This is a genomic window from Variovorax sp. SPNA7, from assembly GCF_033807855.1.
Taxonomy (GTDB): Bacteria; Pseudomonadota; Gammaproteobacteria; order Burkholderiales; family Burkholderiaceae_C; genus Variovorax; species Variovorax beijingensis.
This window is the reverse complement of the sequence record NZ_CP138513.1, coordinates 1,261,518-1,284,228: the sequence shown is the minus strand read 5'-3', so window position 1 is coordinate 1,284,228 and position 22,711 is coordinate 1,261,518. Positions and strand designations below refer to the sequence as shown.

The following is a 22,711-nucleotide window of genomic DNA, read 5'->3' as shown; positions in this document are numbered from 1 at the left end:
GATGAAAGCAGGCACGCAGCTTACTTACTTTCGCATGACCTTTTCGGACGGGGTCAGTGCTTCGATGTAGGCCGGGCGCGAGAAGATGCGCTCGGCGTACTTCAAAAGCGGCGCCGCGTTCTTGCTGAGGTCGATGCCGTAGTAGTCGAGGCGCCAGAGCAGCGGCGCGATCGCCACGTCGAGCATCGAGAAATTGTCGCCCAGCATGTACTTGTTCTTGAGGAACACGGGGGCCAGCTGCGTCAGGCGGTCGCGGATGTGCGAGCGCGCCTTTTCGAGCGCCTTCTCGTTGCCCTTGGCGGTGCGGTTCTCGAGCGCGGCCACGTGCACGAACAGCTCCTTCTCGAAGTTGAGCAGGAACAGGCGCACGCGCGCGCGGTCGACCGGGTCGCCGGGCATCAGCTGCGGATGCGGGAAGCGCTCGTCGATGTACTCGTTGATGATGTTCGACTCGTACAGGATGAGGTCGCGCTCGACCAGGATCGGCACCTGGCCGTACGGGTTCATCACGCTGATGTCTTCGGGCTTGTTGTAGAGATCGACGTCGCGGATCTCGAAGTCCATGCCCTTTTCGAACAACACGAAGCGGCAGCGGTGGGAAAAGGGGCAGGTCGTTCCTGAATACAAGACCATCATGGCGAGAGACTCCTAAAAATCAAAAAGAGTGGGTCGCGTTGGCAACCCACTCTGTGGGACCGCACGCACCAGGCGCGCGGTCGGCGTGGACGGAACTACTTGACGTCTTTCCAGTACGAGGCGTTCAGTCGCCACACGAAGACCAACGACATGACGAGGAACAGCAGCACCCACACACCGATGCGGATGCGCGTGTTCTGTGCCGGCTCGGCCATCCATTGCAGGTAGCTCACCAGGTCGCCGACCGCAGTGTCGAACTGCAGCGGCGTCATGGTGCCGGGGGTCACCTGCTCCCAGCCCTTGAACACTTCGGTCTCGTGGCCATGCTGCGAAACCTTGGTGTACACAGGACGGCGTTCGCCCTGCAGTTCCCACAGCGGGTTGGGCATGGCAACGCTCGGGAACAGGAGGTTGTTCCAGCCGGTGGCCTTGGTGTCGTCGCGGTAGTAGGTGCGCAGGTAGGTGTACAGGTAGTCCGCACCCGTGCCGCCATGGCCGGCGCGCGAGCGGGCCACCAGGGTCAGGTCGGGCGGCGTCGTGCCGAACCATTCCTTGGCCTGGCGCGCGTCGATGTTGGCCTTCATGGTCTCGCCGACCTTGTCGGTGGCGAACAGCAGGTTGTCCTTGATCTGCTGCTCGGTAATGCCGATGTCCTGCAGCCGGTTGTAGCGCATGAACGCCGCGGAGTGGCAGTTCAGGCAGTAGTTGACGAACAGCTTGGCGCCGTTCTGCAGCGAGGCGACGTCGGTGGTCTTGTTGGGCGCCTTGTCCCAGGCCATGCCGCCGGACTCGGCCGATGCGGCTGCGGAAAAGGTCAGGCCCAAGGCCAGGCCCACAACCGCGAGCCAGCCAGAAATGCTTTTCTTCATCGTGTTTCTCTCGAGCTCTCTTGGGCTTCTCAATGGGCGGCGAAGGTCACGCGCTCAGGCACGGGCTTGAACTCGCCCTTGCTGCTCCACCAGGGCATGAGCAGGAAGAAACCGAAGTAGAAAAGCGTGCCGATCTGGGAAATGGTCTGCGCGATGTCCAGCGCGAACGAACCGATGACCAGGCTGCCCCAGACGCCAGGCGCCTGGATGCCCAGGTAGCCCAGGATCAGGAAGAAGAACACGAAGACGCCGTAGACATACTTGTGCCAGCCCGGACGATAGCGGATCGACTTGACTTCGCTCTTGTCGAGCCATGGCAGGAAGAACAGGATGATGACCGAGCCGCCCATCACGAGCACGCCCCAGAACTTGGCGTCGAAGGCCTTGAGCAGGAAGATGGCCACGGCCGCCACGACGACCAGCGCGATCTTCAGGGCCATGCCCGACTTGCCCTTGATGAAGTTCAGGACGGCCGCCGCGGCGATGATCAGCGCGAACACGTTGACCATGTCGTCGGTGGTTGCACGCAGCATCGAATAGAACGGCGTGAAGTACCAGACCGGCGCGATGTGGTTCGGCGTCTTGAGCGAATCGGCCGGAATGAAGTTGTTGTACTCGAGGAAGTACCCGCCCGCTTCCGGCGCGAAGAAGATCACGGCCGAGAAGATCGTGAGGAACACCACCACGCCGAAGATGTCGTGCACCGTGTAGTACGGATGCGACGGAATGCCGTCGAGCGGATGGCCGTCGGGGCCGCGCTTGGCCTTGATCTCGATGCCGTCGGGGTTGTTGGAACCCACTTCGTGCAGCGCGATCAGGTGGGCCACCACCAGGCCGAGCAGCACCAGCGGCACGGCGATCACGTGGAAGCTGAAGAAGCGGTTCAGCGTGGCGTCGCTCACCACGTAGTCGCCGCGGATCAGCAGCGCGAGGTCGGGACCGATGAACGGGATGGCCGCGAACAGGTTCACGATCACCTGGGCGCCCCAGTAGCTCATCTGGCCCCAGGGCAGCAGGTAGCCCATGAAGGCCTCGGCCATCAGGCACAGGAAGATCGCGCAGCCGAAGACCCAGATCAGCTCGCGCGGCTTGCGGTAGCTGCCGTACATGAGGCCGCGGAACATGTGCAGGTACACCACGATGAAGAACGCCGAGGCGCCCGTCGAGTGGATGTAGCGGATGAGCCAGCCCCAGGGCACGTCGCGCATGATGTACTCGACCGATGCGAACGCCTGGTTCGCGTCGGGCTTGTAGTGCATCACGAGGAAGATGCCGGTCACGATCTGGATCACGAGGACCAGCATCGCGAGCGAGCCGAAGATGTACCAGAAGTTGAAGTTCTTCGGTGCGTAGTACTTGCCCCACTGGTCGTTCCAGAGCTTGCTCAGCGGGAAGCGGTTGTCGACCCAGTTGAGCAGCTTCTCGCCCGCGGGCGCGTTGGGGGAAATTTCGTGGAATTCAGCCATGTTGTTCTTCTGCCTCAGGCCTTCTTGGAGTCTTCGCCGATCAGGAGCTTGGTGTCCGACAGGTACATGTGCGGAGGCACAGGCAGGTTGTCGGGCGCGGGCTTGTTCTTGAAGACACGGCCTGCCAGGTCGAACGTGGAGCCGTGGCAAGGGCAGAGGAAGCCGCCTTCCCAGTCGCTGGGCAGCGAGGGCTGCGGGCCGGCCTGGAGGCGGTCGACCGGCGAGCAGCCCAGGTGGGTGCAGATGCCCACCACCACCAGCACGTCGGGCTTGATCGAACGGTGTTCGTTCTGCGCGTACTCGGGGGTGAATTCGTCGGGGTGCCGCTTGGAGAGCGGATCGGCCAGCTGGCCGTCGAGCTTGGGGAGCTCGGCAATCTGCTCGGGCGAGCGCTTGAGGATCCAGACGGGCTTGCCGCGCCACTCGACGGTGATCTTCTCGCCGACCTTGAGGCCGCCGATGTCCACTTCGACGGCAGCGCCCGCGGCCTTGGCCTTCTCGGAGGGCTGGAACGTACTCACAAAGGGAATCGCGGTGGCCACGCCTCCCGCTACGCCGGCACAGCTGGATGCGATTAACCACGTCCGCTTGCTTGTGTCGATCCGGGGGGAGCCGGAGGTCATGTCACTCATGGGGATCCTCTAAGTCTTCTTCGCTGGAGCAGGGTCAACCGGCGATTGTAGCGGGCTGTTGCGCGCATATTCAACGGGGCCGGCCGGGAGCTGCCCGAATGCGCATTCCCGGCCATGCGAAACAGGCAATTAATAACAATGAATTAGTCCTGATTTACAAGACATTTCGACACAACGATTTGCACGCGTAAAAGATGTCTCAAGGGCTAAATTAGTTGCGGCACACTTCGCTAACTGCTAATCTTCTCCCAACTGTTAACTGCTAATTGAGAGGATATTTGCCATGCGAATCGCCCCCCTGATTTCCGCCACTTTCATTGCTGCGCTGAGCATTTCCTCGGCCATGGCACAAACACCCCCGCCGGTGCAGACGCCTGGTCCTCAGCCGGCCAGCGCCACCGGCGCAACCAATTCCGCATTCGGCCGCATCACCGCGCAGCAAGCCGGTGGCGTCGCGGCCGCCGTTGGACTGGCAGCTGCCGTTGGCAGCGGCAACGGCGGCAACAGCGGTGGCGGCAGCGGCACGGGCGGCACCGGCGGCACTGGCACGGGTACAGGCACGACCGGCACGAATTAAGCGTGCGGGCCCTCTTCGCGGGAGGGCATTCGCCGAAGGCTCCGCGCGTTGGTCTGGCCACGCGACTTATTGAATGCTGCCTTTTGTCGGCATTTCTTTTGGGCGTTGGCGGCTGTTCTTCCGGATCCTCGGCCATGCTGGCCACGGCGCGGCATATCTATAGCGGCAGCGCCGCGGCGCCCCAGCCCACCTTCAACCCGAATTACCGCTATTTGCGGGTCGCCGTCGGCGAGCAGACGGTCTTCATGGTGCTCGGCTACATCGACAAGCGCCCCGAAGGCGCGGTCGAGGTCTGGTACAGCGGCAACGGCGAGGTCGTGAGGCTGCTCGACGGACGCCTCGTGGGAACCACCGGCCTCGGCACCGACTGGCGCGAGGTGCGCTTTTCCAGCCTGCCCGCGTGGACGGGCGATGCGAACGGCGCCGCGCCGAAGACCTACCAGCGCGAGCGCGACATGATGCCGGGCTACCGGTTTGGCATTCGCGACGAGATCGTGCGCACGCCCATTGCTGCACCGCAGCAGACCGCCCTGGCCGGCACGGCTGCCGCGTCGCTGCGCTGGTACGAGGAGCGCAGCGTTTCGCATCCGGCGAGCGCCTCGCTGCCGCCGGCGCGCTTCGGCGTTTCGCAAGCGGGCGGCGCGCCTCGGGTCGTCTATTCCGAGCAATGTATTTCCAATAACCTGTGTATGAGCTTCGAGCAGTGGACGCCTTCCCCCCCAGCACCCGTCGCAGCGGCGAGCGCTGGTACATGAGCAGTTCGCTCCTGCGTGGCTTCGGCAGACATCCCTGGCCTCTTCGCGCGGCGGTGGCCTGCGCATTGGCGGCGAGTTGCGCCGCCGGCGCGCAGCCCCTGGGCAACAGCCCCGTCGACAACAAATCACCCGCCGACGACGCCGACATCCGTCCCGGCGAGCGGCTGAGCGCCTGGCTGCTGCGCCAGCCAGCCGAAACAGCCTCCCCGGGATTGTCATGGCGCATCCCGCAAGAGCGCCTGGCGCAGCAGTTCCTGAAGAACACCCTGCTGCTGCGGCTCGATGCTGCCGGCCGGCGCGTGCCGCCGGAAGAGCAGGGTCGGCGCAAGCAGTTGATGGCTTGGCTGCAGGGCCTGCCGGTGACCGGCCGCGTCGCGCTCGGCATCGTCGATCCGCGCTGGCTCCAGGCGCATCCCGAAGAAGACCCGGTGCTGACGGCCGGCCAGCAACTGGTGGCGCCGCCGCCCGCGCTGAAGACCATCTCGGTCCTGCAGCCCGATGGGCAGCTTTGCCAGGTGGCCCACGAACCCGGCCGCACGGCGTGGGACTATGTCGCCGCCTGCAGCCCCGAGGGCAAACACGACTGGGCCTGGGTCGCCCAGCCCGACGGCCGCACCGCCCGCGTGGGCGTGGCGCCCTGGAATGCGCATCCCTCGAACGAGCCGGCACCGGGCGCATGGGTCTGGGCCGCGCCGCGCGGCATGGATGACCTGGAGGCGATCTCCGAGGGCATCATCAAGTTTCTGGCCACGCAAGGGCCTTCGCCGCAGGGCGGCGCCATCCTGCAGCCTCCGGCTGGTGCGGCCGCACCGGCCGCTGCCATCACCGCACCCGCTGCACCACCCGCCCTGCCTGCCTTGCCCGACGTACCGCCGGCACCCGCCGCACCGGCGCCGTCGACGGCCATTTCCGTGCATCCCGAAGCAGCGCCGCAATACCGCGCGCTTCAGACGAGCGGCAACGACTGGGGCGAAACCGGCCTGCTGCAGACGCCCACGGCGCGCATGGGCCAGGCGGGCGACATGCGGACCTCGCTCACGCACGTCTCGCCCTACACGCGGCTGAACGTCATGTTCCAGCCGCTGGACTGGCTGGAAGCGGGTTTTCGCTACACCTCCATCAGCAACCGGATCTACGGCGTCGGCCTGAGCAACCAGGGCTACAAGGACAAGAGCATCGACCTGAAGGCGCGGCTGTGGAAGGAGTCGGCCTACCTGCCCGAAGTGGCGCTGGGCTTTCGCGACATTGGCGGTACCGGGCTCTTTTCGTCGGAGTACCTGGTGGCCAGCAAGCGCCACGGCGACCTGGACTTCAGCCTCGGCATCGGCTGGGGCTACCTGGGGAGCAGCGGCAACATCAGCAACCCCTTCGGCTTGCTGAACAGCCGCTTCAAGACCCGCGTGAGCGAGACGACCTGGGGCGGTGCCAACTTCGGCCGGCTCTTTCGCGGACCTGCCGCGCTCTTTGGCGGCGTGCAATGGCGCACGCCCTGGGACCCGCTGACGCTCAAGCTCGAGTACGACGGCAACGACTACAAGAACGAGCCGCTCGAGAACCCCCAGCGGCAGCGCTCCCCGTTCAACATCGGCCTGGAGTACCGCTACTCCCCCGGCGTGATTTTCTCGGCCGGCTTCGAACGCGGCAACAAGGTGATGCTGGGCGTCACGCTGCAAACCAACCTGGCCACCCTGCAGATGCCCAAGGCGGCAGACCCGCCGGCGCCGACCTTCTCGCCGGACCCGCCGGCCACCTCGCCGGGCTGGGCCGCCACCGCGGCCGACATCGAGAGCCGCACGGACTGGACCATCCAGCGCATCGCACCGCAAGGCCAGATGCTGCATGTGTGGATCACCGAAAGCGCCACGGTCTACCGGGATGTGCGGGTCGAGAAGATCATTGCCGTGCTGCATCGCGATGCGCCGGCCTCGATCAAGAACTTCGTGCTCCACTACTCGGAGCGGGGCCTGCCGATGCACGCGCAAGTGGTCAACCGCAGCGAATGGGTGACGGCGCACTACCAGGCGCAGACGCCCGGCGAGGTTCGCGCGGCCAGCCAGCGCGACTATGCGCCCCCGCCCGTAGGCGCGGGCGATCCGGCCACCTTCGTGCCGCCGGGCAGCAGCGCCCACACTGCGGCCGCATCCGCAGACGCATCTTCCACCACCACGGCCGACAACAAGGCCCTCGGCCCGTGGGAGCGCCGCAGCGACAAGTTCAGCATCGGCCTCACGCCCAGCCTCGGCCAGATCCTCGGCGGGCCCAATGCATTCCTGCTCTACCAGATCGGCGTGCAGGCGGTGGCGGAATACCGCTTCACGCCCAGCACCTGGGTCAACGGCGCGCTGAACCTGCGCATGATCGACAACTTCGACAAGTTCACCTACACGGCGGGCAGCAACCTGCCCCGCGCGCGAACCCTGCAGCGCGAGTACGTCACCTCCAAGCGCCTGACCATGCCGGTGCTCCAGCTGACGCACGTCGGCAGGCTCTCCGACAACCAGTACTACAGCGTGTACGGCGGCGCACTGGAAACCATGTATGCGGGCGTCGGCGGGGAATGGCTCTACCGGCCGTGGCGCAGCCGGATCGCCTTCGGCGTCGACTTCAACCACGTGCGCCAGCGCGACTTCGAACAGGACTTCGGCCTGCGCGACTACAAGGTGAACACCGGCCACGCCACGCTCTACTGGGACACCGGCTGGCACGGCGTGCTGGCCAAGATCAGCGCCGGCCAGTACCTGGCGGGCGACCGTGGCGTCACCATCGACATCAGCCGCCGCTTCGACAACGGCGTGGTGCTCGGCGCCTATGCCACCAAGACCAACGTATCGGCCAGGCAGTTCGGCGAAGGCAGCTTCGACAAGGGCATCTACCTTTCCATTCCCTTCGACGCGCTGCTGCCGCGTTCGAACAAGTTCACCGCCAACTTCGCCTGGGCGCCGCTGGTGCGCGACGGCGGTGCGCGGCTCGGCCGGATCCACCCGCTCTATGAGATGACCTCGGCCCGCGACCCGAGCGCCTACAAGTTCGCGCCGCCGGACAGCGGCACGCCGGGCACGGGCGACAACATCCTGAACTTCGAACGGCCGCGCTGACGCGGCGCGGCCGCCAACCCCCTGCCGCGCCCACCCGTGCGGCAGGGCTTTCGAAGAACAGGAATCAGCCGGCCTGGTCCGAACCGGCTGCGCGCATGATGAAGAACAGCCAGGCCATCATCATGCCCGCCATGCAGGCAAAGCCCAGCGTCATGGCGTTGATGGTCTGGATGTAGGAGATCGGCGGTGTAGCTGCGAGCATGGCAGCAGCGAACACCAGCGCACCGAAGATCGAGCACCACAGAAGCGCACCGGGCCGGCCGGCGGCCCTGAATCCCGTCCGCAGGCACATGGTCAGGCCGAAGATGGCGGGCGCGTAGAAGAACGGCGAAAAATCCATGCCGCCGTAGTTCTTGCCGAAGGCCAGCACCACAAGGTACGGGCCCAGCAGGCCCAGCAGAATCCCGCCGATCTCGGCCACCACGAAGCCGAAGACGACGAACTTGACGAACAGCCGGAAGGCATCCTTGCGCCGCTCGGATGTCCAGCCGGCCGCCAGCTTCGGCAGGATGTAGTAGCCCAGCGCAAGCAGCACGTACTGCATCGGCAGCAGGAAGGTGATGTAGATCTTCAGCAGCCCGCCCTGCACCGAGTCCGCCGAGGAGCCCAGCAGCAGGATGGCGCCTCCCGTCATGATCCAGCTCATGAACTGCGAAAGGCTTGCCTTCCAGCCGTAGCTGGCAGCCTCCCCGAGCGTCAGGGCCTGCGCGTTGGCGGGTGCCGGCAGCGGCGCGATCACCTGGCGCAGGCTCATCGCCACCAGGATGGCAAAGGGCAGCTGGATGACGGCAATCCACAGCAGCGCCTGCGTCCATGACGCAGGCTTCAGGCCGATCAGGACCGCCACGTATCCGATGCAGATCAGCGCGCCGGATGCACAGAGCACCAGGTAGCGGCGTCCCACGAGCAGGATGCTTCGGGAAATCCAGAATATTTCATAACCCGCGATCAGGGCCATGCCGGCCCAGCGGAGCGGCCCCGGAAAACTCGTGAACTGCCAGGCCAGGAAGCCGGCAATGGAAACCGCCAGCACGAGCGCCCAGCTCCACCAGGCGGCGGACCGGCCCGCGTAATAGCGCTTGATCAGCAGCGGCTCGTGCACCACCGCCGTATGCACGATGTACTGGAAGCTGACGATCGCCAGGAACGCCGAGGCAATGCCGAAGTCGGCGGGCGACAGCGCCCGTGCCAGCGCAAAGCTCAGCAGCAGCTGGCTCGCGCTGTAGATGCACTGGTCGGCAACTGCATAGATCGGACCTCCGAGGCGTTTTCGAATTCCGGACAGGGACGCCATCCTGGGCCTGTTCACCCTAATCCGAAATGGAAAGCAGGACCGGATAGTCGGTGGCCTTGGCAGCAAAGCCCCCATCGACGGGGCTGCCGCAGCTTCCGTGGCGCACTTGCGGGAAGAAGTCGACCCGCGTGCACTTCTTTCCCTTCTCGGCGGGAACCAGCACGTTCTGTTCGGCGCTTTGCGTCCACACCACGTGCAGCAGGGAATTGCCGCGGCTCAGCACCAGCTTGTTCAAGCCGGCATTGCTCTGGTATGAAACCTTCTTCGAATTGCGGGCGATCTTGAGGAACTCGGTGAGGCTCGAAAAGGCTTCCTTCTTCTCGCCGCCCTTCGACTTGAGCCCGAAGTTGTCTTCCCTCGAAATGGCGGAGGTTCCCCGGTCCTGCCAGGCATAGAGATTCAGCAGCTTGATGCCTGCGGCCACGTTGGTGAGGTATTCGCGCAGGATCAGCGAAGCCTGGGTGTTGCGGTCCCGCACCGGCAGGTAGGAGGCATAGCCCCACTCGGAAGCGACGATCCCGATCTTTCCGAGCTGCTGCTGGTCCAGCTTCGCGCGCAGCTTTGCATAGTCCCCAATCGCGGTCTCCGGAATGGAGCGGTAGGGGTGGATCGATATGTCCGTCAGGCAGTCGGCCTTGGCCGCCGACACGAAGGCATTCTCGAGTTGCGAGGGAACCTGGCCCGGGTTGAACGGAAGCTTCGCAAAGCCGAATCCCATGAGGATCTTCGGCGGGGTCTTCATTTGCGCGATGCTGCGGCAGAACTCGGCGGTCGCGGTTTCAAAGCTCGAAAAGAGCGCCGGGTTCAGGAAGGTCTTGTGGTCGGGCTCGTTCCACAATTCCCAGACGGCGACATCGGCCGCGTGCGCGCTCATGAACTCGAGCGCGAACTTGGCAAACAGCTTTTCGCGCTGGCCTTCGCCCGCTTCCGCCGGGCTCTGCCCCCAGATCTCCCGGCCCCCGAACAAGGTCACGATCGCCTGGAGCCTGGCGTTTTTCACGCGCTTGATCAGGCCCGAATAGTCGACCGATGCAGGGTTGACGCTCTTCAGCGGCGGCCGCGCACCGAATCTCACGAATTCGAAGCCCGATGCCCTGATCTCGTTCAGATCCTCGTTCGTGATGGTGGCCGGGTCGATCTGCACGCTCAGCGCGACCGGATATTCCGTGCCCAGTTCGGCGATGCCGCGGGCCTGCGCCGGGCAGGCCACGGCCGCTAGCGCCGCCGAAGCGCACAGCAGCCTGAACGCACTCAGCAGACGCCCCGCCACCAAAGAAAAAGATGAAGACTTCATCACTGTACCGACTCCTTGTACAAGTCCAGGATGGCGGCGTTCATTCGGTCGGCGGTGTATTTCTCTTCGAAAATCTCCCGGCCGGCACGCCCCATCCGCTGTAATTCCTCATCGGAGATCCGATCGATCTCGCGCAGCACGTCGTCCAGCGCGTCGAGCGAAAACAGCCGGCCGTTCCTGTTGTCCTCGACGATGTCGACAAGACCGCCCACGGCGGACGCAAAAACCGGCTTGCTGCGGGCCATGGCCTCCACCGCGACAAGGCCGAAGCCTTCCCACCGGGAGGGCACGATGACCGCGTCGCACGACCTGTAGGCTTCTTCGAGTTCGTCTTTCTCGAGCCATCCGGCGAACTCGATCTCGCTCGAGCGCGCAAGGGAAAGATCGTTCCTGACGGCGCCACCCACGATCACGAGCTTGAAGCCGGGCTGGACGCGGGCATAGGCGTCGAGCAAGGCGTCGATGCCCTTCTGCCGATCGAGCCGCCCCACGAAAAGAACCCGTCGCGGCCGTGCCGGAACCTTGGGAGCCACCGTGTTTTCCGCAATGGGCGCAGTGGGCTGGATTCCGTTCGGAATGCACTTGCACCGCTTGATGCCGAATTTTTCGGCAACCCGGAACTCGTGGCCGCTGATGCAGATGATCGCGTCGCTCCAATGGGAAAGCAGCCATTCGATCCATCGGTAGATCGACTTCTTGTACGAAGGCCCGACCTGGTCGAAGGCCCAGCCGTGCGAGCAATAGACGATCTTGGTCTCGGCCGGCACCTGGCCGAGCAGCGCCATGGCACGAACGATCCCGCCCGGGATCGAGCTGTGCAGGTGCAGCACCGTGGGGCGCTCCGAGCGGATGATTCTCTTGATCTCGGCGGCGTAGCTCGCAAGGGCAAGAGGACTGCGGGCCGTGGGGACCACATGCGTGTCCTGCGAGCTCAGCCACTCCACCGGGCCGGGCAATATGAACTTGGCCTGGCTGATCACGGGAGAGTTCTGCTGAAAGCCCGAAACCAGCCGAAGATAGGTTTCGAGCCCGCCCTTGAGCGTTTCGGCAACGTGCAATATCTTCATAGGTGCCAATCAGATCAATGCATGGATACCGGCCACCACCTGGCTTCTCAATGCGTCGAGCGCTTTCCGGTCCGGGTGCCGGTCATCGAGCAGGCCCAGCACCGAGGTGCCCAGCTTTTCGACCCGGGGCGACAAGTCGAAGAGGTAGCGCTTTCTGCCGGTCAATTCGAAAAACGACTCCACCTTCTTGTCCCAATTCATTCCTATGGACGGAATGTTCAAACCGTAGGCCACGATATTCGCGTGCAGCCGGTGGGCCACGATGCACGAGCAGGCGCTGATCAAGGCAACGAGTTCATCCGGGTGCCGGGGAACGAGAAAAATCGATTTCGGCGCATCGGAGGCCGAGGAAATTTCTTCCAGGACCTTGTTGTCCTCGGAGGCGCCGTTCGTGAAATAAAGCACCCGCTTTCCCTCGGCGCGCAACGATTCGGCCAAGGTGGCAAAGAACCTGGCCGATTGCGTTGAATTAGAGCCTTCGTATTCGGAATTCATGACCAGCGCATCGAGGCTGCTGACGCAAATTCCGATGTCCCAATTCTTTTCCGGCGAAAGCTCTTCCGAAAAAGCGTCGGCGCAAATGAGCGCCGGGTCGGGCACGACCTGTATGTCGCTTCTCGGAATTCGAAAATAATTGTGCAGGTTGCTGGCCGATTCCTGATCGCGCGTGGCATAGAAGGCAGGCCTCGCATTCTTCAGGAATCGCCCGACGAGAAAGCGCCCGAGAAAAGACCATTTCGCCGTCACGCCAACCGACAGGATCACCACCTTCTTTCCACGCAGCAGCCGGCTCAGGAGAAACAGCTTCGCCGGAAAATTGAGCGCCACATCGCAAAACAGCTGGCCGCCGCCAATGACGATCAGGTCCGCGTCGTCGACCGCGGCTTTCCAGTTCTTCCGCCAGCCGAGAAAATAGCCTTTGAGGCAATACAGGAACACGATCACCGACCTGATGAACGAAGGCAGCTTCGCAAAGAGCCGGAATGCGCCGCCGCCGCGCAGGTTTTCTTCCTCGAAGCCGAGCCGGCCGGCAATGTCCAGGAATTCGACCCTCGCCTGCGGATATTTCAGGCCGGCAATATGAGCCAGCGATGCCGCAATGACCCCGTCGCCCAGGTTGTCGCTGAAGGGCACCGCGCAGATAAGTATCTTTTTCATCTGTGAATCAAGGATCGATTGCCTTCGAAGCCAAGCCGCTCATCGCGACCCGTGGCCCACGGCGACCACCCAGATGGTCCTGATGAAGATGCCGATGTCCCGGCCGACCGAGAGCGTCTCGACGTAGGCGACATCCAGCGCCACGCGCTTCTTGTAGCTCAGCTGGTTGCGCCCGCTGACCTGCCACAGGCCCGTGATGCCGGGCCGGACGGCGCAATAGAACGACCAGTCCGCCCCGTACAGGATCTTCTGGTCGAGCATGCACGGCCGGGGTCCGACCAGGCTCATGTCGCCCACGAGCACGTTCCAGAACTGCGGCAGCTCGTCCAGGCTGGTCTTGCGGATGAACTTGCCGAAGCGCGTGATGCGCGGGTCGTTTTCGAGCTTCTGGTAGTCGTCCCACTGCTGGCGGGCCACCGGATCGTTGCGCAAGTGCTCCTCCAGGATCTCGGCGGAGTTCCGCAGCATCGAGCGGAACTTGTAGAACTTGAACACGCGCCCTCCCCGCCCGAATCGCGGCTGGGAGTACAGGACAGGCGCTCCGGAAGTGATGAACACACCCAGGGCGATCAGGACGTAAAGCCAGCCGAAAGCGCAGAAGAAGAACAGCGCGGCGGCAACGTCCACCGCTCTTTTTCCGGCGCGCAGCATGGCGGGATGGTGGACCCTGACCCATGCCATGTCGTCCGCGATGACGCCGACTGCTTCGTCGCCCCCGGCTGCCATCGACTCTTCGTGGCGGAAATTCGTCATTGGAATGCTCCCTTCTCACATTCGAAGCGGAGGCAAATTTGCAGCTTGAGAACTTTCATTGCAGGAGAACCTTTCGTCTTACAAGCAGGTGCTTGTCCCTTTCGGGTTCAGTGATATGTGGCGGCTTGGTTTTCAGGCCAATACGGCCTTGCACGGAAGCCGTGAAGGTTGCAGCGCAGAAAAATCAATGCGCAGGCCGAGCGATCCAAATACGTAATACAAAAGAGCGACGCACTTGTCTCTAGTCCTTTGTTATTAGCGTTTGATTGATGGCACCGATTTAGTGCATAGTGTGATAATTATCACAATCTCGCTGAATTTTCTCAGAAACCGCCCACCAGACTAGGTGGTATCCCTGTTGTTTTTGTATTTATAGTGTGTGTAACGGTAACCACCATATTTGTAGCTGCTGCTACCTGCATGGCGCCGGGATAAGTCCATAGCATTCAAAATTACGCCATTGGCCGAGCAGCCCGCGTGCGCCAGCCTTCTCACGCTTTCGTTCAATTCGCCAAGGTGCGTCTTTTCCGCCCGGGCCACGAGCAGAAGAGAGCCCGCGAGCGGCGCCACCGACGCGGTGTCCGCTGCCACCAGCACTGGCGCCGTATCGATAATCACAAGGTCGTAATCCGGCGAGAGCTTTTCCAGGATCTGGGAAAAAGAATCGCTCATGAGCAATTCAGCCGGATTGGGCGGCAGCACCCCGGTCGTGATGACGTCCAGGTTCGGCAGGATCGACGAACGAATGGCTTTTTCGAAGCCCAGGGTGCCGACAATCAATTCCGAAAGGCCGGACGAGCGGGAAAGGGAGAAGAATTGATTAACCCGGCCCTTGCGCAAGTCGGCGTCGATCAGCAGGACCTTCTTTCCTGACGCAGCGGTAATGGCCGCGAAATTGACCGAGACGAAGGTCTTTCCGACTCCCGGCGTCGCGCCGGAGATGAGCAGGCGGTTGTTGGGCGCTTCCAGCATCGCGAACTGCAATGCGGTACGCAGGCTGCGCAGGCTTTCGACCGCGGGATCCTCCGACTGCTGGAGGGCGAGAACATGCATCCCGGGCGCCCTGCCCTCGATGTTCTTGTCGATCATCCGCTGGGCGGGGCTCAACGGGATGCTGCTGTACACGTTGAGGCCCGTGTGCATCTCGATCTCGCTCGGATTGCGGATGCCGCCGAACAGCGAGTTCTTGACAATGGCGAGCACGACGCCGGCGGCCAGGCCCAGCAGCAGGGCCAGCGCGATGATCAGCGGCCGCTTGGGCCAGACGGGCTCCTCGGGGACGATGGCGTCGTCCAGCAGGCGCACGTTGCCGACTTTGCCTTCCTTGGCCAGCCGCATCTGCAGCGAGCTGTTCAGGAGCGACACGTAGAGGTCGGTGTTGACCTTGATGTCGCGCTGCATCTGCACGGTGTTCTGCTGCAGCAGCGGCATCTTCCGGATGCGCGAATCGACCGCCGAGATCTGGCCCCGCCACGCCGAAATCTGCGCGTCCAGCGTCTGGAGATTCGGGTGCTTGTCGGTGAAGCGCGCCGAAAGTTCTCGCCGCTTCTGTTCGGCTTCGAGCAACTTGGATTGCAGGTCGACCGTCTGGGCCAGCGCATTCTTGGCCTCGTCGTCGAGGCTGACGGTGCCGTTCTCGTTTCGATAGCGGTTGTAGAGGTCTTCGGACTGCTCGAGCTGCTTCTTGAACTGCGGCAGCGCGGTGTCCAGGAAGCCCAGGGTCTTCTCGGCCTCGGCAGCCTTGCGTTCGATGTTCTGGCGGACGTAGAGCCGCCCGATTTCATTGAGCAGCTGCGTCAGCTTTTCGGGATTCGGGCTTTTCAGGCTGACGTCGAGAACGCCGGACTGCTTGCCTTTTTCGACGACCTTGAGGTTGTCCTGCAGCGACAGCAGCGCCAACTGCTTGGAATTGCGGGCCAGTTGGAACTGCGCGCCGGGCTTGGCACTGATGGAGCTGACCAGCAGCCGGAGACTGCCGCCCGGAACGTTGGCCACGAGCGGGGTTCCGACGGTGCCCTTGAGCGGCGCGTCGAGGTTGGGAACGAGCAGCTCGTAGCGGTTGTCCGGCCCGAGAGTCAGCATGAACGGTTTCGCTTCGAGGTCCGCGGGCACGTCGAACTGCGGAACCATGATCGCCTCGGCCCCGGTCACGTAGCCGGAAAGCCCCATGAAGCCCGGATCCGACAGCTCGGTGGCGCGCCGCGCGAGCCAGCTGCCCACGATGGGTGCGTAGCGCGGCTGCGCGCTGATGTACAGCTTGGTGTTCTCCACCGCCTGGCCGAGGATGGCGCGCGACTTGATGATTTCGATCTCGCCCGCGGCCGGCGTCTTCACGCTCAGCAGCGACGACGCCGCATCGCCCAGGAAGCTGCCCGCCGAATTGCCGGAGTCCTCGACCTGCACGGCCACGTTGGCTTCGTACATCGGCTGCCCGAAAAGGGCGTAAGCCATGCCAAGCAGCAAGGCCACGGCAACCACGATGGCAATGAACCACCGGTGGTCGATCAGGATGTCCAGGTACTCGACGAGTTTGAACCCGTCGTTCTCCTCTTCCAGCGCGGGCATCGGCAGGGCGGCTTGCTGGGGTGCGTTCATGTCGGTTGCTGCTCAGGTTTTGTAATTTTCAAAATGCGGTCGATCCATGTCCTGGCTCCCACGTCGATGAGCGCCAGGGCATGCTCGAAGGCCGCCTCGTCCTGTTGGTAGGGATCGGGCACGTCCTGCTTGGCGGCCTCGGCAATGCGAAAGACCTTGCCGCGCACGAAGGGGTAGGCCGACTCGAGATGGCGGCGCTGCGCCATGTCCATGACCAGGATCAGGTCCGCCTGCCGGCACAGCAGCTGGTTCACCTGCTGCGCCAGGTGGCCGGAAATGTCGATGCCGCGCTCCTGCATGAGCTTCTGCGCCATCGCGTCGGCCGGCTTGCCCACGAGCGCGCCGGTGCCGGCCGACACCACGCGAAGATGCGGCAGGCCCGCGGCCAGGATGCCTTCGGCCATCGGGCTGCGGCAGATGTTGCCGATGCAGACTGTCAGGACGGATTTCATCTGTGGCGGCTCCAGACTTCGTCGCCGGCGTTGATCACTTGCGCGGCCGGCAGGATCAGGCTGGCCAGGCGGTTCCAGGTGACCAGCGGCACCGAATCGATGTAGACGACGTCGCGCGGCTGCAGCGGGAAGCGCTCGGCCAGGCCCAGCGCCGCGGGGTTCTTGGCATTCAGGTGGAAGATGGCCGGCAAGCCCCGCGCGTTGTTGCGAATGACGTAGATCTGGCCCGTGTTGGCCGAAGTCAGGTTGGGGCCGCCGGCCTCGCCCAGCGCCTCGTTGAGGCTGAGCCGCCCGTTGTGCATGAGCAGCGCCGACGGACGGGCAATTTCGCCCATCACGAACACCTTGCTCTCGTCGCGGTGCCGCACCTGGACCACGTCGCCGTTGCGCAGCGGAATCCTGCTGGCATCGGCGCCCAGGTCCTGCAGGTTGGGCAGGTTGATGAGCGTGGTCTTGTCGCCGCGCGTGAGCGTCACGAATGAGCGGTCGCCATTGGCGGTGATGCCGCCGGCCCGGCTGATGGCTTCGGCCAGCGTCATCGGCACGTCGGTGAAGATCTGCAGCCCCGGGTTCCGCACTTCGCCCTCGACGAAGGCGCGGCGGCTTCGGAAGGACTGGATGCGCACCGTGACCTGCGGCGCCTTGATGTAGGTGGCGATGCGGCTCGCAATGAGGTCGGAGGCCTCGATTTCGGTCAGCCCCTGGAGCTTGACGCGGCCGATGTAGGGGAACGTGATCTGCCCGTCCGCGCCCACGATGAAGCCGGGCGCCACGCTGATACCCGTTGGGTCCGCCTGCTGCGTGATCACTGCGCCGGCATTCGGCAGCAGTTCCGGATGGTCATAGACGATCACGCCCACGACGTCGCCCGGGCCGATGGTGTAGACCGGCGATTCGCCAAAAAGCGCCTTCACGTCCGGCGCAACGGCGGTCGGCTGGGACTCGGCCATCGTGCGGATCAAAGCCGGCGAAATGGACGTGATGACGCCGTCAGGCGCGCCATCGGCCGGCAGGTACTGGAACTCCGGCGGCAGGCTCTGGTCCGCCTCGTAGGCGCCCACGGAATTGAAGCCCGGTGCGCAGCCCTGCAGCAATAACGCGCCCATTAGGGCAAAACCCCACCCCATCGGGTTCACGAAGCGTGTCAAATTGATCCCCATTGCACAAATTGGTTTTCAGCAGCCGCGATTCATATGCAAGGCCCGAGCCCAGTTGATATTGGGCGGGACTTTTTTTGCCGCGGTTTGTCAAAGCAAAGCCCGCGCATCGTCGACAGGCGGGCTGGAGCGAATTGTCGCTGCCCGCACATTGAGCCTTTTCCGTTCAATAGATGCAAAAAATGTGTCTATATGCGGATTAACCCAAGACTCGATGGGGTTATCTCGGGGATCAATGTCTGAAGTCCCTTTTTCATTGGGGAAAAGGGCTTCGATGGCACGCTTGCAGCTGCGTCCTGCAGTTTGCAAATGTGAACTATCAATTAACCGGCTGCGCGGAGCAATTGTGGCGCTCCGGCCACAAATCTTCGGCGTCAATCGCCGGTTGAAAAGCTTTGCTCTTTTGTAAGGAACTGTGTGCTGTTGGCAGGCTGACGCACGGCCCTTTGCTTCTGCAGGAGATCGGCGCGGGTGAAGGGGCGCTCGATGCCCGCCATCCATGCTGCGAGGGCCTCCAGCGCGTCCTGTGTGGGTGCAGGCCGCCCCACTATGAAAAAGAGGAGCGGCAGCGCCATCGCCAAGGCGAGCCAGCGCGGTGTCTTGGCCTGCATGGACTGGCGCCAATGCAACAGCAAAAAGCTTGTGCTTACAACTGTTCCAAGCATCGCTCCCGTGACGACCTCCGCGGTGGAGTGAACTTCGAGGGCCAGCCGCGACACACCGATGAAGACGCCCCATACCCATCCCAATACCGCGGCCGCCATGCGCACGTTTGGTGCGCGGCGCCGCGCCGCCAGCCAGAAAACGACCGGCCAGACGCTGGTTGCCAGCGCGGTATGCCCACTGAAGCCGATGAAATCGAAATCGGCGCTGCCAATGCCCCAGCCCATGAAGAGAAGCTTGGACAGCATCACGATGAAGCCGCAACCGCCGAATAGCAGCGTCCACCGCACCGCGGCCGGACGCGTGCTGCGATCGATTGCAAGCCAAATTGCAATTCCCAATGCGGTGGGCAACAGGAAGCCGCTGTCACCGAAGCCGGTGGCAATTAACCAGAAATTAGTCATTAACGTGAAATAAGTGCGCTTTTCTATTGGTGCGCCGGCGCCGGTCGGAGCCGTTCCGAAGGCATACTTGCGGCACCTTCAACACCAGCGCTCCTGGAGCATATTGAAATCATGAGCATCCTCAGTGAGTTCAAGGAATTTGCCGTCAAGGGCAACGTGATCGATCTCGCGGTCGGCGTGATCATTGGCGCGGCATTCGGGAAGATCGTCGATTCGATCGTTGCCGACATCATCATGCCGGTCGTCGGGCTGGTGTTCGGCAAGCTGGATTTCTCGAACCTGTATGTGGTGCTGGGCACCGTGCCGGCGGGTGTCGCCAACAACCTGGCCGAACTCAAGAAGGCCGGCGTGCCGGTGCTGGCCTATGGCAACTTCATCACCATCGCGGTCAACTTCGTGATCCTTGCCTTCATCATCTTCATGATGGTCAAGCAGATCAACAAGCTGCGCAAGACGCAGGCGGAGGCGCCCGCGGCACCGGTGGCACCGCCGGAAGACATCGCCCTCCTGCGCGAGATCCGCGACAGCCTGAAGCGCCCCTGAGCCGCCCTCGCGCGCCTTCCTGATCAGGCGCCCGCCAAGGTTCTGGCCATGCGCAGCGCCTCGATGAGGCTCGACGCGTCGGCCCGGCCGGTGCCCGCAATATCGAATGCGGTGCCGTGATCGGGGCTGGTGCGCACCAGCGGCAGGCCCAGCGTCACGTTCACGCCCTTCTCCACGCCAAGGTACTTGACCGGGATCAGGCCCTGGTCGTGGTACATCGCAATCACCACGTCGAACTCGCCGCCTCCCGGCACTCCGGGCCTGGCACGCGCGCGCATGAAGACGGTGTCGGGTGCGTAAGGCCCGTGGGCGTCGATGCCCTCGGCATGGGCGGCCGCAATGGCCGGTGCAATGATGTCGCGCTCCTCGGAGCCGAACAGGCCGCCCTCGCCCGCATGCGGATTGAGGCCGGCCACGCCGATGCGCGGCGCCCGCCCGAGCATGCGCTGCAAGGCCCGGTGGGTGATGCGCAGCGTCTCCAGCACGCTGCCGAAGCTCACGGCCGTGATGGCGTCGCGCAACGACATATGAATGCTCACCAGCACGGTGCGCAGTTCGTCGTTGGCCAGCATCATGCGCACCGGCATGCCGTCCACCGCGACGCCCGCGTGCGCGGCGGCCTCTGCCTGCAGCAGCTCGGTATGGCCGGGATAGGGAAACCCGGCCGCGGCCAGTGCTTCCTTGTGCAGCGGCGCCGTGACGATGGCGGCGATCTCGCCCCGCAATGCGGCGCGTGCAGCCCAGACCACGCAGTCGCCGGCCACGCGGCCGGCTTCGGCGCCGATCCGGCCGGGCACGATGTCTTCCGCCGGCGCGGCCACCACCTGCAGCACCGGGATGCAGCCCGGCGGCACCGCGGCCGCTTCGGCAATGCGCTCGATCTGCGCCACCGGCCAGGCGGGTTGTCCCGGCGACGCCAGCGCCTGCGATGCCCGGCGCATGGTGGCCACGTCGCCGGCCACGAAAGCGCCGCGCGTGGCGTCGGGCGCCTGGCGGAAGGCCTTGGCGATGATTTCCGGGCCGATGCCCGCGGGATCGCCCAGCGTGATGGCAATGGAAGCCGACGCTGCGCTCATCGGAATACCTTCGCCCTGGCGGGCTGCGGTGCGAGCTTGCTTGGGGCGGCCCGGCGCTGCGCTCATGCCGGATTGTCGATGTCGATGAACTCGTGCTTCAGCCCGAGCTGGGCCGCCACGTGCCCGGCCACCGCCTGGGCGCCATAGCGCTCGGTGGCATGGTGGCCGCAGGCCAGGAAAGCGACGCCCATCTCGCGGGCGTAGTGGGCCTGCGGTTCGGAGATCTCCCCGGTGATGAAGGCGTCGGCGCCGGCAGCGATCGCAGCCTCGAAGTAACCCTGGGCGCCACCCGTGCACCACGCGATGTTCCTGATGGGGCGGTGCGCGGTATCCACCAGGGTGACGGGCCGCTTCAGCACCTTTTCCGCATGGGCGGCCAGCGCCTTGGCACTGGGAAAGGTCTCTGCGTTTTCGAGTGCGCCCAGGAAGCCGAGCTCCTGGTCGCCGAAGCGCCCGGCCGATCCGGCATGAGCAAGCAAGCCGAGCTGCAGGCCGAGCTGCGCGTTGTTGCCCAACTCCGGATGCGCATCGAGCGGCAGGTGATAGGCGAACAGGTTGACGTCGTCGCCCAGCAGCAGCCCCAGGCGCTGCTTCATCCAGCCGGTGACGCAGCCGTCCTGGCCGCGCCAGAACAGGCCGTGGTGCACGAAGATGGCATCGGCTTCGGCATGGATGGCGGCCTCGATGAGCGCGCGGCTCGCCGTGACGCCGGAGACGATCTTCCGCACCACGGTGCGGCCCTCGACCTGCAGGCCATTGGGTCCGTAGTCCTTGAAGCGCGACGGCGCAAGGAGCAGGTCGAAGGCATGCAGCAATTCATGGCGAGTGGTGCTCATCGCGCCATTGTCGCGCTCCCGATGCCGTCGCGCATCGCATGGCCGCGCGCCGCCAATGGCCACAGGGCCAGCACGAAACCCAGCCCGGCCAGCACGGCGACGTAATGCGCCGGCGCCATGGTGTCGTGCTGCAGCCAGAGCGTGAGGATCACCGGCGTGAGGCCGCCGAACACGGCATACGACATGTTGTAGGCAAACGAAAGCCCCGTGAAGCGCACCGGCGCCGGAAAGGCGCGCACGCCGGCAATCGGCACCGTGGCGATGGTGCCCACGAACAATCCCACCAGGCCGTAGTGCCAGAACAGCGTGGCCGGCGTGCCGGGCAGTCCCGTGTAGAAAAGATAGGCCGTTGCGAACAATCCGCCCCAACCGATGAGCATCACGGCGCGCGTGCCGATGCGGTCGCTGGCCCAGCCAGCCAGCACGCAGCCGATGGTCAGGGTCAGCGTGGCAAGGGCGTTGGCTTCCAGCGCCAGCGCGGCCGGAATGTGGTGCACCTTCTGCAGGTAGGTGGGCGTGTACAGCACCACCACCACGATGGCGGCCGACAGCACCCAGGTCAGCAGCGCCACGTAGACGCTGGCCGCGCGGTGCTCGCGCAGCACGGTGCGCAGCGGCAGCTCGCGCGCCACGGTCTTGCGGTCGGCCAGCTCCTTGAAGACCGGCGTCTCGTGCAGGAAGCGGCGCAGGTAAACCGAGACGAGGCCGAACACCCCGCCCAGCACGAAAGGAATGCGCCAGGCAAAGCCGCTCACCTCCGCCGGCGAATAGTGGCGGTTGATGGCCACCGCCACCAGCGAGCCCAGCAGGATGCCGCCCGTGATGCCCGAAGTCAGCGCGCCGATGCCGAAGCCGTAGCGCTGCGCCGGCACGTGCTCGCCGATGAACACCCAGGCGCCGGGCATCTCGCCGCCGATGGCCGCGCCCTGCAGCACGCGCATCGCCAGCAGCAGCAAGGGCGCGGCGATGCCGATGCTCGCGTAGGTGGGCAACAGGCCGATGACCAGCGTGGGCGCCGCCATCAGGAAGATCGACAGCGTGAACATGCGCTTGCGGCCGAGCAGGTCGCCGAAATGCGCGATGACGATGCCGCCCACCGGGCGTGCCAGGTAGCCGGCGGCGAAGATGCCGAAAGTCTGGAGTTGCCGCAACCAGTCGGGCATGTCGGCGGGAAAGAAAAGCGCGCCCAGCACGGTGGCGAAGAACACGTAGATGACGAAGTCGTAGAACTCCAGCGTTCCGCCGAGCGCGGACAGGGCCAGGGTCTTGTAGTCGCGCGCGCCGAGCGTGCGCGCCGGCGCCGGCTGGGTGCCGTCCGGGGAGATTGCGTGAGAAGTCATGGCGGGCAGGAAGGTCGTTGCCGCGCGCCGGGCCGCCGAGGGATGGGAA

General features: G+C 64.4%; 20 protein-coding genes. 4 read left to right on the top strand and 16 right to left on the bottom strand.

Features of this window, described 5'->3' with window-relative positions:
• Positions 1 to 24: 24 nt before the first annotated feature.
• From RZE77_RS05800 to petA, 4 genes are all read right to left on the bottom strand, one after another.
• Entirely contained in the window at positions 25 to 636 is a 612-nt protein-coding gene (locus RZE77_RS05800) for a glutathione S-transferase N-terminal domain-containing protein (RefSeq protein WP_012746352.1), read from the bottom strand.
• A gap of 95 nt (positions 637 to 731) precedes the next feature.
• Complete coding sequence (locus tag RZE77_RS05795; RefSeq protein WP_021005919.1) at positions 732 to 1,505, bottom strand: cytochrome c1; 774 nt, start codon at positions 1,503 to 1,505, stop codon at positions 732 to 734.
• Between the two features lie 29 nt (positions 1,506 to 1,534).
• Positions 1,535 to 2,971 carry a cytochrome b gene (locus tag RZE77_RS05790; RefSeq protein ID WP_319441066.1) on the bottom strand — a complete coding sequence of 479 codons (1,437 nt, stop codon included), beginning with the start codon at positions 2,969 to 2,971 and terminating at the stop codon, positions 1,535 to 1,537.
• Between the two features lie 14 nt (positions 2,972 to 2,985).
• Positions 2,986 to 3,603, bottom strand: a complete 618-nt coding sequence (petA, locus tag RZE77_RS05785; protein ID WP_319441065.1) for a ubiquinol-cytochrome c reductase iron-sulfur subunit — start codon at positions 3,601 to 3,603, stop codon at positions 2,986 to 2,988.
• Between the two features lie 283 nt (positions 3,604 to 3,886).
• Here petA and RZE77_RS05780 point away from each other — a divergent pair, with 283 nt between their 5' ends.
• The 3 genes from RZE77_RS05780 (at position 3,887) to RZE77_RS05770 (ending at position 8,030) form a co-directional block, all read left to right on the top strand.
• Entirely contained in the window at positions 3,887 to 4,180 is a 294-nt protein-coding gene (locus tag RZE77_RS05780; RefSeq protein WP_319441064.1) for a hypothetical protein, read from the top strand.
• A 134-nt stretch (positions 4,181 to 4,314) separates the two neighbouring features.
• Positions 4,315 to 4,935: a YjbF family lipoprotein gene (locus RZE77_RS05775; protein WP_319441063.1), complete on the top strand. Its 621-nt coding sequence runs from the start codon at positions 4,315 to 4,317 to the stop codon at positions 4,933 to 4,935.
• Positions 4,932 to 8,030 carry a YjbH domain-containing protein gene (locus tag RZE77_RS05770; RefSeq protein WP_319441062.1) on the top strand — a complete coding sequence of 1,033 codons (3,099 nt, stop codon included), beginning with the start codon at positions 4,932 to 4,934 and terminating at the stop codon, positions 8,028 to 8,030. Before RZE77_RS05775 ends, RZE77_RS05770 begins: the two co-directional genes overlap by 4 nt.
• Positions 8,031 to 8,094: 64 nt before the next feature.
• On the opposite strand, the gene RZE77_RS05765 is transcribed toward RZE77_RS05770, so the two are convergent.
• The 9 genes from RZE77_RS05765 to RZE77_RS05725 all read right to left on the bottom strand — a co-directional run bounded on the left by RZE77_RS05765 (position 8,095) and on the right by RZE77_RS05725 (position 18,867).
• The gene (locus RZE77_RS05765) at positions 8,095 to 9,324 is read right to left on the bottom strand and encodes a lipopolysaccharide biosynthesis protein (protein ID WP_319441061.1); all 1,230 of its coding nucleotides are present in this window, start codon (positions 9,322 to 9,324) and stop codon (positions 8,095 to 8,097) included.
• Between the two features lie 16 nt (positions 9,325 to 9,340).
• Positions 9,341 to 10,618, bottom strand: coding sequence for a glycoside hydrolase 5 family protein (locus RZE77_RS05760; RefSeq protein ID WP_319441060.1), 1,278 nt, complete (start codon positions 10,616 to 10,618; stop codon positions 9,341 to 9,343).
• On the bottom strand, positions 10,618 to 11,685 hold the full coding sequence (locus tag RZE77_RS05755) for a glycosyltransferase family 4 protein (RefSeq protein WP_319441059.1): 1,068 nt from the start codon (positions 11,683 to 11,685) through the stop codon (positions 10,618 to 10,620). Before RZE77_RS05755 ends, RZE77_RS05760 begins: the two co-directional genes overlap by 1 nt.
• Before the next feature lie 9 nt (positions 11,686 to 11,694).
• Positions 11,695 to 12,843 (bottom strand): polysaccharide pyruvyl transferase family protein, encoded by a 1,149-nt coding sequence (locus tag RZE77_RS05750; RefSeq protein WP_319441058.1) that lies wholly within the window; start codon positions 12,841 to 12,843, stop codon positions 11,695 to 11,697.
• 39 nt (positions 12,844 to 12,882) lie between these two features.
• Positions 12,883 to 13,596 (bottom strand): sugar transferase, encoded by a 714-nt coding sequence (locus tag RZE77_RS05745; RefSeq protein WP_319441057.1) that lies wholly within the window; start codon positions 13,594 to 13,596, stop codon positions 12,883 to 12,885.
• A 342-nt stretch (positions 13,597 to 13,938) separates the two neighbouring features.
• Positions 13,939 to 16,191, bottom strand: a complete 2,253-nt coding sequence (locus RZE77_RS05740; RefSeq protein WP_319441056.1) for a polysaccharide biosynthesis tyrosine autokinase — start codon at positions 16,189 to 16,191, stop codon at positions 13,939 to 13,941.
• Complete coding sequence (locus RZE77_RS05735; protein WP_319441055.1) at positions 16,188 to 16,643, bottom strand: low molecular weight protein-tyrosine-phosphatase; 456 nt, start codon at positions 16,641 to 16,643, stop codon at positions 16,188 to 16,190. Before RZE77_RS05735 ends, RZE77_RS05740 begins: the two co-directional genes overlap by 4 nt.
• Positions 16,640 to 17,803 (bottom strand): polysaccharide biosynthesis/export family protein, encoded by a 1,164-nt coding sequence (locus tag RZE77_RS05730; protein ID WP_319441054.1) that lies wholly within the window; start codon positions 17,801 to 17,803, stop codon positions 16,640 to 16,642. Before RZE77_RS05730 ends, RZE77_RS05735 begins: the two co-directional genes overlap by 4 nt.
• A gap of 371 nt (positions 17,804 to 18,174) precedes the next feature.
• Positions 18,175 to 18,867 carry a phosphatase PAP2 family protein gene (locus RZE77_RS05725; protein WP_319441053.1) on the bottom strand — a complete coding sequence of 231 codons (693 nt, stop codon included), beginning with the start codon at positions 18,865 to 18,867 and terminating at the stop codon, positions 18,175 to 18,177.
• A 111-nt stretch (positions 18,868 to 18,978) separates the two neighbouring features.
• On the opposite strand from RZE77_RS05725, the gene mscL reads away from it, so the two are divergent.
• Positions 18,979 to 19,410, top strand: coding sequence for a large conductance mechanosensitive channel protein MscL (gene mscL, locus RZE77_RS05720; RefSeq protein ID WP_319441052.1), 432 nt, complete (start codon positions 18,979 to 18,981; stop codon positions 19,408 to 19,410).
• 23 nt (positions 19,411 to 19,433) lie between these two features.
• On the opposite strand, the gene pdxA is transcribed toward mscL, so the two are convergent.
• The 3 genes from pdxA to RZE77_RS05705 all read right to left on the bottom strand — a co-directional run bounded on the left by pdxA (position 19,434) and on the right by RZE77_RS05705 (position 22,662).
• On the bottom strand, positions 19,434 to 20,486 hold the full coding sequence (gene pdxA / locus RZE77_RS05715; protein WP_319441051.1) for a 4-hydroxythreonine-4-phosphate dehydrogenase PdxA: 1,053 nt from the start codon (positions 20,484 to 20,486) through the stop codon (positions 19,434 to 19,436).
• A 62-nt stretch (positions 20,487 to 20,548) separates the two neighbouring features.
• Positions 20,549 to 21,322 carry a Nif3-like dinuclear metal center hexameric protein gene (locus tag RZE77_RS05710; RefSeq protein ID WP_319430185.1) on the bottom strand — a complete coding sequence of 258 codons (774 nt, stop codon included), beginning with the start codon at positions 21,320 to 21,322 and terminating at the stop codon, positions 20,549 to 20,551.
• Positions 21,319 to 22,662 carry an MFS transporter gene (locus tag RZE77_RS05705; RefSeq protein ID WP_319441050.1) on the bottom strand — a complete coding sequence of 448 codons (1,344 nt, stop codon included), beginning with the start codon at positions 22,660 to 22,662 and terminating at the stop codon, positions 21,319 to 21,321. Before RZE77_RS05705 ends, RZE77_RS05710 begins: the two co-directional genes overlap by 4 nt.
• Positions 22,663 to 22,711: the final 49 nt, after the last annotated feature.

Excerpts from the sequence above, each read along its gene's own strand:
- mscL (WP_319441052.1), top strand. The coding sequence starts at position 18,979 with ATGAGCATCCTCAGTGAGTTCAAGGAATTTGCCGTCAAGGGCAACGTG.
- petA (WP_319441065.1), bottom strand. The coding sequence starts at position 3,603 with ATGAGTGACATGACCTCCGGCTCCCCCCGGATCGACACAAGCAAGCGG.
- RZE77_RS05775 (WP_319441063.1), top strand. The coding sequence starts at position 4,315 with ATGCTGGCCACGGCGCGGCATATCTATAGCGGCAGCGCCGCGGCGCCC.
- RZE77_RS05735 (WP_319441055.1), bottom strand. The coding sequence starts at position 16,643 with ATGAAATCCGTCCTGACAGTCTGCATCGGCAACATCTGCCGCAGCCCG.
- RZE77_RS05790 (WP_319441066.1), bottom strand. The coding sequence starts at position 2,971 with ATGGCTGAATTCCACGAAATTTCCCCCAACGCGCCCGCGGGCGAGAAG.
- RZE77_RS05730 (WP_319441054.1), bottom strand. The coding sequence starts at position 17,803 with ATGGGGATCAATTTGACACGCTTCGTGAACCCGATGGGGTGGGGTTTT.
- RZE77_RS05750 (WP_319441058.1), bottom strand. The coding sequence starts at position 12,843 with ATGAAAAAGATACTTATCTGCGCGGTGCCCTTCAGCGACAACCTGGGC.
- RZE77_RS05755 (WP_319441059.1), bottom strand. The coding sequence starts at position 11,685 with ATGAAGATATTGCACGTTGCCGAAACGCTCAAGGGCGGGCTCGAAACC.
- pdxA (WP_319441051.1), bottom strand. The coding sequence starts at position 20,486 with ATGAGCGCAGCGTCGGCTTCCATTGCCATCACGCTGGGCGATCCCGCG.
- RZE77_RS05770 (WP_319441062.1), top strand. The coding sequence starts at position 4,932 with ATGAGCAGTTCGCTCCTGCGTGGCTTCGGCAGACATCCCTGGCCTCTT.
- RZE77_RS05765 (WP_319441061.1), bottom strand. The coding sequence starts at position 9,324 with ATGGCGTCCCTGTCCGGAATTCGAAAACGCCTCGGAGGTCCGATCTAT.
- RZE77_RS05740 (WP_319441056.1), bottom strand. The coding sequence starts at position 16,191 with ATGAACGCACCCCAGCAAGCCGCCCTGCCGATGCCCGCGCTGGAAGAG.
- RZE77_RS05800 (WP_012746352.1), bottom strand. The coding sequence starts at position 636 with ATGATGGTCTTGTATTCAGGAACGACCTGCCCCTTTTCCCACCGCTGC.
- RZE77_RS05760 (WP_319441060.1), bottom strand. The coding sequence starts at position 10,618 with ATGAAGTCTTCATCTTTTTCTTTGGTGGCGGGGCGTCTGCTGAGTGCG.
- RZE77_RS05745 (WP_319441057.1), bottom strand. The coding sequence starts at position 13,596 with ATGACGAATTTCCGCCACGAAGAGTCGATGGCAGCCGGGGGCGACGAA.
- RZE77_RS05795 (WP_021005919.1), bottom strand. The coding sequence starts at position 1,505 with ATGAAGAAAAGCATTTCTGGCTGGCTCGCGGTTGTGGGCCTGGCCTTG.
- RZE77_RS05710 (WP_319430185.1), bottom strand. The coding sequence starts at position 21,322 with ATGAGCACCACTCGCCATGAATTGCTGCATGCCTTCGACCTGCTCCTT.
- RZE77_RS05705 (WP_319441050.1), bottom strand. The coding sequence starts at position 22,662 with ATGACTTCTCACGCAATCTCCCCGGACGGCACCCAGCCGGCGCCGGCG.
- RZE77_RS05780 (WP_319441064.1), top strand. The coding sequence starts at position 3,887 with ATGCGAATCGCCCCCCTGATTTCCGCCACTTTCATTGCTGCGCTGAGC.
- RZE77_RS05725 (WP_319441053.1), bottom strand. The coding sequence starts at position 18,867 with ATGACTAATTTCTGGTTAATTGCCACCGGCTTCGGTGACAGCGGCTTC.